This window comes from Virgibacillus sp. W0181, from assembly GCF_051846915.1.
Classification (GTDB): Bacteria; Bacillota; Bacilli; order Bacillales; family Amphibacillaceae; genus JBPYCR01.
Genome location: NZ_JBPYCR010000043.1, coordinates 22,509 through 29,468 on the forward strand (window position 1 = coordinate 22,509; position 6,960 = coordinate 29,468).

Below are 6,960 nucleotides of genomic sequence, written 5' to 3' on the forward strand. Positions count from 1 at the left end.
TAATAGACTTAGGATAAAAATTGTTTTTCTTATTCTATTAAACTTTATAAGGAGGCCAAATGCATGGATCCTTTAATTATTGCGAGATTGCAATTTGCTTCAACGACAATTTTTCACTACTTTTTTGTTCCTACCTCAATCGGTTTAGCATTTACGATTGCCATTATGCAAACGATGTACGTAGTAAAGAAAAAAGATATATACCGTAAAATGACAAAGTTTTGGGGTGCTTTATTCCTTATCAATTTTGCAGTCGGGGTTGTGACAGGGATTTTTCAAGAGTTTCAATTTGGTATGAACTGGTCAACCTATTCCCGGTTTGTTGGAGATGTGTTCGGACCATCGCTTGCAATTGAAGGACTACTCGCTTTTTTCCTTGAGTCTACTTTTATTGCTGTGTGGGTATTTGGCTGGAACAGGCTCCCGAAAAAAGTACACCTTGCCTCTATTTGGCTTGTCTCTATAGGCACAATTGCATCTGCTTTTTGGATTTTATCAGCCAATTCGTTTATGCAAAATCCTGTTGGTTTCGAACTGACGGCTGAGAGAGCACAAATGAACAACTTCGGGGCAATTTTGACAAATCCTCATTTGTGGGCGCAATTTCCCCATGTACTTATTACATCCATTGTCACAGGAGCCTTTCTTGTAGCGGGTATAAGTGCTTGGAAATTGCTAAGAAAGCATGACATCGAAATGTTCAAGCGATCATTTCGTATATCAATAATTATTGGTGCTTCCGCTGCATTTATTATGCTGTTTACTGGACATTGGCAAGCACAGTATCTTGTTGAATCACAACCGATGAAAATGGCTGCTGCTGAAGCTCTGTGGGAAACAAGTGAAGATCCTGCACCATTTAGCGTATTTGCATCCATTAACACGGAAGAAAAGCTAAATGATTATGAGATTCAAATACCTTATCTATTAAGTTTCTTATCATTTAATTCATTTAGCGGGTCACTCGAAGGACTTAACCAGTTACAAGCCGATTATGAAGCCGAATATGGGCCGGGAAATTATATTCCACCAGTGAAAACATTGTTCTGGGTGTTTCGAATTATGACTGGTTCGGGTGGTTTATTACTTTTATTAGGTCTTTATGGTGGTTATGTGTCCCGGAAAAATCAAGTGCCAAAACCAAACATATTTTTAAAAATTATGCCTTGGGCAATGGCATTACCTTTTATCGCCAACACAGCAGGTTGGATGATGACAGAGATGGGACGACAGCCGTGGGTTGTTTATGGTGTCATGAAAACGGAGGATGCTGTTTCACCGTCAGTAACTGCTGGTGAGATGTTATTTTCTTTAATTACTTTTACGCTTATCTACACAGTACTTGCGATTTTGACCGTGTTTTTGTTCAAGCGTCATATTGAGAAGCCTGTATTCGTTGAAGATAAAGAAGAGCAAACTCATGATCCATTTGATAGTGAGAAAGGGGATAAAAACCATGTCGCTACCTGAGTTTTGGTTTCTTTTAATTACGATATTGTTTGTCGGGTTTTTCGTATTGGAGGGATTTGATTTCGGTGTAGGTATCGTAGCCCGCTTTCTTGGAAAAGATGATACAGAAAAAAGAGTATACATTAATACGATTGGTCCGTTCTGGGATGCGAATGAAGTATGGCTCATTACAGCAGGTGGAGCGATGTTCGCTGCCTTTCCACACTGGTATGCAACGATGTTTAGTGGTTTCTACATCCCGCTTGTTTTCATGCTCTTAGCATTAATTATTCGAGGAGTGTCCTTTGAATTCAGGGGAAAAGTAGAGGATCAGAAATGGCGTAATATGTGGGATTGGGCACTCATGATTGGGAGTTTTTTGCAGCCTATTTTATGGGGTGTCGTTCTCGCAAATTTTATGACAGGTATGCCAATTGACAAAGATATGGAAATGGTCGGTGGCTTTCTTCAGTTTCTGCATCCGTTCGCACTGCTTGGAGGCTTCATGCTCTTAATGCTGTTTGTTGTTCATGGTCTGCAATTTATCTCCATTCGGACAACAGGGGAATTAAATGAACGAGCTAAAGCATTCAGCAGAAAAGTAACGCCGGTGACACTTATTTTATTCTTAGCATTTATTGTGACGGGCTATTTTGTATCTGATGTGTTCACGTATCATGGTCAGACCTTTTTTATTTTGCCCATCCTTGCATTCATTGCCTTGTACTGGGGATTATCATCAAAGGCAGATGCTGGTGAACGCACTCGATTTACGCTTACAACAATTTCGATTATACTCTTGACGGGAAGTATATTTATCGGTATTTTTCCAAGAGTTATGATTAGTTCCATTTCTGATGCATATAGTTTAACGGTTTATAATGCTTCTTCAGGACCATATACGTTAAAATTGATGAGCTACTTTTCCATTGCTCTCTTGCCCTTTGTTCTCGGCTACCAAGCTTGGAGTTATTTTATATTTAGAAAACGATTAAAAAAAGAAGATGAGTTGGAATATTAATGAAACAGACACGTGATAGAGGATTACCTCGCTATAAAGGGGCAGGATTGCTGCACGGGTTGCTGGTCATATTAACACTTATAGAAGTGGCTGCCATTATTGCTCAGGCTTTTTTCCTGGCCCGGGCAGTCACCTTTTTATTCCATGACACGTCGATTGGTGAATTGGCATCGGATATCGGCTTATTTTTCCTTGCCTTTGTTCTTCGCTATGCCATCACACATATACAACATATGTGTGCAGAACATTATGCTAGTAAAACGGCACGTATGCTGCGACATAAGCTACTAAGAACCTATTTTGGTAATCACCCTTTTTTAATTCAGCAAAAAGGCGTTGGTCACCTTGTGACATTGACAATGGACGGGGTCGACCAAGTTAAAAAGTATTCCGAAATCATTAGCATCCGCATGATTAAGACAATAATTATTCCTGCAGTTATTGTTGTTTATGTATGGACTGTTGATGTATCATCGTCCGTCATTCTTACTTTAACGATTCCAATAGTCATTATGTTTATGATCTTGTTAGGCAAAGCTGCACAAGCAATGGCTGATAAACAATATGAAACATACAAACGTCTCTCCAATCATTTTATTGATTCTTTAAACGGGTTGGAAACACTCGTATTTCTTGGACGAAGCAAAGCACACGCAAAAAAGATTGACCAGGTGAATACCGATTACCGGAAAGCAACGATGAAAACGCTGAAGGTCGCTTTTTTATCTTCATTTGCACTTGATTTTTTTACTAGTTTGTCCATTGCTTTCGTTGCGGTTGGACTTGGGTTTAGACTTATCGATGGTCAGATCGAATTGCTCCCCGCGTTGACAATTTTAATTTTGGCACCGGAGTATTTTGCCCCGGTAAAACAAGTAGGGAAAGATTATCATGCAACACTTGATGGACAAGTAGCTATGGGAGAAATTAATGAACTCATGCACGATATGGAAAGTGATTATTCATATGCCCAAATTACAGCTAGGCCTTTTGCAAAACAACGATCAGATCCGGAAAACTTTTCGACAACATTGACTTTCAACGCGGTCACGGTCGAACTAAATCAGAAACGACTACTTGACAATATGTCATTTAAGTTAAAGCCCGGTTGGATCTGCATAATTGGTCCAAGCGGATCAGGTAAGTCAAGCTTGATTAATGTTCTCGCTGGACGGCTGCAACCGACTTCAGGATCAATTGATTTAAACGATGAGTCGTTGACCAGCTTGAATGCTTCGAATTGGTATGAATGTATTGCATATATTCCACAACAGCCGTATATATTTCCTTTATCGCTTGCTGAAAACATACGTTTTTATGCTCCGGAAGCAACGGATACCCAGGTGGAAGAGGTTATAAAAAAAATTGGCCTTGAAGAAATTGTTGCAAAGTTGCCAAATGGAATTCATGAGCAAATTGGAGAAGGTGGCCGTATGCTGAGCGGTGGCCAGGAACAGCGGATTGCCATTGCAAGAGCGCTATTGTCGAATAAACCTGTCATTCTGCTAGATGAACCAACGGCACACCTTGATATTGAAACTGAATATGACATTAAACACGTCATGCGTGATGTATTTTCCGATAGACAGGTTATATTGGCTACACATAGGTTTCATTGGATAAGTGAGATGGACTATATTTATATGCTTGATAGCGGAATGATTGTCGACCAGGGAATTCATGAGGAACTCATTGCAAAAAAAGGACCCTATAATCGATTTCTTAACCGAAAAGGAGGGAAGGCCATATGAAAGAGTGGATTACACCGTATATAATTCATTATAAAGGTAGAATTTCTCTTAATATATTGTTTTCCTTTCTCGGTATCGGTTCTGCTGCCATGCTTTTGTTCATTTCAGGTTATCTGATTTCTAAGTCGGCCCTTCAACCAGAAAATATTATGCTCGTCTATGTCCCCATCGTTGCTGTTCGCGCATTCAGTATAACACAGGCAGTTTTTCCGTATTTGGATAAACTTGTCGGTCACAATGTTGTACTTCGAATTTTATCATTTTATCGGAATAAATTGTACGATATTATTGAGCCACAAGCACTCGTATTAAAAAGCCGCTTTCAGACAGGTGATATTCTTGGAGTGGTCGCCGAGGATATCGAAAAATTACAGGATTTCTATATTCGCACGTTGTTTCCAGCCGTCACAAGTATCGTTGTATATACTGTTATCTTAATTGTTTTTGGCGTATTTGATTGGACATTCATGCTCTTGATGATGGCTTTACTTGGGATTATCGTTTTCCTCATTCCGTTTTTTTCGTATATTATTATGAAGAAAAGACATGTTGCCATCAAACAGAAGCGGGCATCATTGTATCAGCACATGACGGATGCTTTGTTCGGTCAACTTGACTGGTTGCTAAGCGGGCGTAAAAATGATCTGTATCATCACGTTGATCAAGATAATACCGAGTTGATTAACCAAGAGAACAATATTCATAGGTGGCATCACATACGAGATGCGATGCTTCGTCTGCTTTCAGGCATAATCATCGTTTCAACAATGATCTGGGCAGATGTCCAGGCGAATGACGGAACGATATCTGCCACTGTTATTGCTGCATTTGTATTGATGATGATTTCTGTAACAGATGCACTTATGCCAGCAAGCAATGCAATAGAAGAAATTCCAACTTATGCTGAATCAATAAGACGAATGAACAAGTTATCAACACAAAAATTATATCTAAGAAATAGTAAATCAACTGAAGTAATGACATCTCATCCGACAATCTATTTAAAAAATGTAAACTTTCGTTATAAGGATAACGATACGCAAGTTATTAACAATTTAAATTTAACAATAAACCCAGGTGAAAAAATGGCATTGCTTGGTAGAAGTGGGGCAGGGAAGTCAACACTCTTAAAATTGATATCTGGAGTACTCTTTCCGCAATCCGGACATGTTCAACTTGATTCGAACGACATGAACGCAAATTATATATCGCGCGTTGTATCCATCCTTAACCAGGATCCGCACTTATTTAACACGACAATTGCAAATAACATTCGTGTCGGGCGTCCTAATGCAACAGAAGCAGAAGTTATTGATGTTTTAAGACGTGCACAAATAATGGATATGATAGATACATTGCCAAAAGGGATTCATACACAAATGGAAGAAATGGGAAAACGATTTTCCGGCGGTGAAAGACACCGGATTGCATTTGCCAGAATACTGATCCAGAATACACCGATCATTATTCTTGATGAACCAACAACAGGGTTAGACCCCTTGACGGAGCGTGAACTAATTTTAACAATGCTTCGAGCATCTCAAGACAAAACAGTTATTCTCATCACACATCATCTTGCGGGTGCAGAATTAATGGATGAAATTATTTTTCTTGAACAGGGAAAGATTAAACTATCCGGCAGCCATAGTGAATTGATTGAGAGCAGTACTTATTACCGGAAGCTATATGAGATGGATACGGGGATTGTTCAAGGTTAATATGTTTGCAAGATACTTATTATAGGAAACAAACTAAACTGTATAATGAAGAGATGAGCGCTCTCTTACTCGCACAGTTTAGTTTGTTTACATCAGCAGGGTGCCAATTCAACTTATTTTTTTTCGTCTTTCTATTTCTATTTGATTTAACATAGTAATTAATATTTCCTGTACATCAGCAGGCACTTCTACAAATTGGACGCCATAAGAAACAATATCTTTATGATTATGTTCTTCTTTTCTTACAATTTTACCTTTTAAATTGAATTCATGCCCTTTTAAACTGAAATTCATTTTAATCAAAATACTTTGCTTGGCAGGAAAATCATAACTGCAATTAAGTTTTAAACCACCTATACTTATATTTTCCAAGTGAGCGTTAAATGTTTTGTTTTTTAATTTATTTAAATTATTGTTTTCAAATTCCAAAAACTCTACCAAACAATCTTCTTTAAGTAGAGGGACTCTGAAGGACTTCCTATGATCCAATCTAATATAATTAATTGATTCATTTGATTTATTTTTATTGTTCTTATTCGTAGAAGAACTTTGTACTACAAAAGTATTTTTTTGATAAAAGTACAGGACTAACAAAATCATAATGAGTACTGTTTGAAAAATATTAATATAGAGCATGATTTCACCTCAGATCAATTTTTTTAATGGTGCTGGTTTTCCTAAAAAATATCCTTGAGCAATAGGAACACCCATTGATTTTGCCGTTTCCATTTCTGCATAATTTTCAACACCTTCCAGAATCAACTCGCTGTTATTCTGTTTGCAATAGTTAACAAAAAAGGAAACAAAAGATTGTTTTTGTGTGGACAGGTGTAAATCCTGTGAGAAATAACGATCTAATTTCAAATAGTCTGCCTCCAATTCAATCATAGTTTGCATGTCAGAAAATCCTTTTCCAACGTCATCAATAGCTATTAAAAACCCTTGTATTTTAAGTTCTCTTAATTGCTTTTTAAAGCTGACAAAATCTTTAATTATTTCTGACTCAGAAATTTCTAGCACA

6 protein-coding genes are annotated in these 6,960 nt (G+C 37.8%); 4 read left to right on the forward strand and 2 right to left on the reverse strand.

The features are described from left to right. Positions 1–63 precede the first annotated feature (63 nt). The 4 genes from ACLIBG_RS13895 to cydC are packed head-to-tail and all read left to right on the forward strand — an operon-like array spanning position 64 to position 5,939. Complete coding sequence (locus ACLIBG_RS13895) at positions 64–1,470, forward strand: cytochrome ubiquinol oxidase subunit I (protein ID WP_439313371.1); 1,407 nt, start codon at positions 64–66, stop codon at positions 1,468–1,470. After that, positions 1,457–2,470 carry a cytochrome d ubiquinol oxidase subunit II gene (cydB, locus tag ACLIBG_RS13900; RefSeq protein WP_439313372.1) on the forward strand — a complete coding sequence of 338 codons (1,014 nt, stop codon included), beginning with the start codon at positions 1,457–1,459 and terminating at the stop codon, positions 2,468–2,470. The genes ACLIBG_RS13895 and cydB overlap by 14 nt, the downstream gene beginning before the upstream one ends. Then, positions 2,470–4,221 (forward strand): thiol reductant ABC exporter subunit CydD, encoded by a 1,752-nt coding sequence (gene cydD / locus ACLIBG_RS13905; protein ID WP_439313373.1) that lies wholly within the window; start codon positions 2,470–2,472, stop codon positions 4,219–4,221. Before cydB ends, cydD begins: the two co-directional genes overlap by 1 nt. Further along, on the forward strand, positions 4,218–5,939 hold the full coding sequence (cydC, locus tag ACLIBG_RS13910) for a thiol reductant ABC exporter subunit CydC (RefSeq protein WP_439313374.1): 1,722 nt from the start codon (positions 4,218–4,220) through the stop codon (positions 5,937–5,939). Before cydD ends, cydC begins: the two co-directional genes overlap by 4 nt. 108 nt (positions 5,940–6,047) lie before the next feature. Here cydC and ACLIBG_RS13915 read toward each other — a convergent pair whose 3' ends face one another. Both ACLIBG_RS13915 and ACLIBG_RS13920 read right to left on the reverse strand, forming a co-directional pair. Continuing rightward, the gene (locus ACLIBG_RS13915) at positions 6,048–6,575 is read right to left on the reverse strand and encodes a PilZ domain-containing protein (protein WP_439313375.1); all 528 of its coding nucleotides are present in this window, start codon (positions 6,573–6,575) and stop codon (positions 6,048–6,050) included. Positions 6,576–6,584: 9 nt separating this feature from the next. Then, the coding region (locus ACLIBG_RS13920) for an EAL domain-containing protein (RefSeq protein ID WP_439313376.1) at positions 6,585–6,960 on the reverse strand (376 nt) is incomplete at its 5' end.

Excerpts from the sequence above, each read along its gene's own strand:
- ACLIBG_RS13895 (WP_439313371.1), top strand. The coding sequence starts at position 64 with ATGGATCCTTTAATTATTGCGAGATTGCAATTTGCTTCAACGACAATT.
- cydB (WP_439313372.1), top strand. The coding sequence starts at position 1,457 with ATGTCGCTACCTGAGTTTTGGTTTCTTTTAATTACGATATTGTTTGTC.
- cydD (WP_439313373.1), top strand. The coding sequence starts at position 2,470 with ATGAAACAGACACGTGATAGAGGATTACCTCGCTATAAAGGGGCAGGA.
- cydC (WP_439313374.1), top strand. The coding sequence starts at position 4,218 with ATGAAAGAGTGGATTACACCGTATATAATTCATTATAAAGGTAGAATT.
- ACLIBG_RS13915 (WP_439313375.1), bottom strand. The coding sequence starts at position 6,575 with ATGCTCTATATTAATATTTTTCAAACAGTACTCATTATGATTTTGTTA.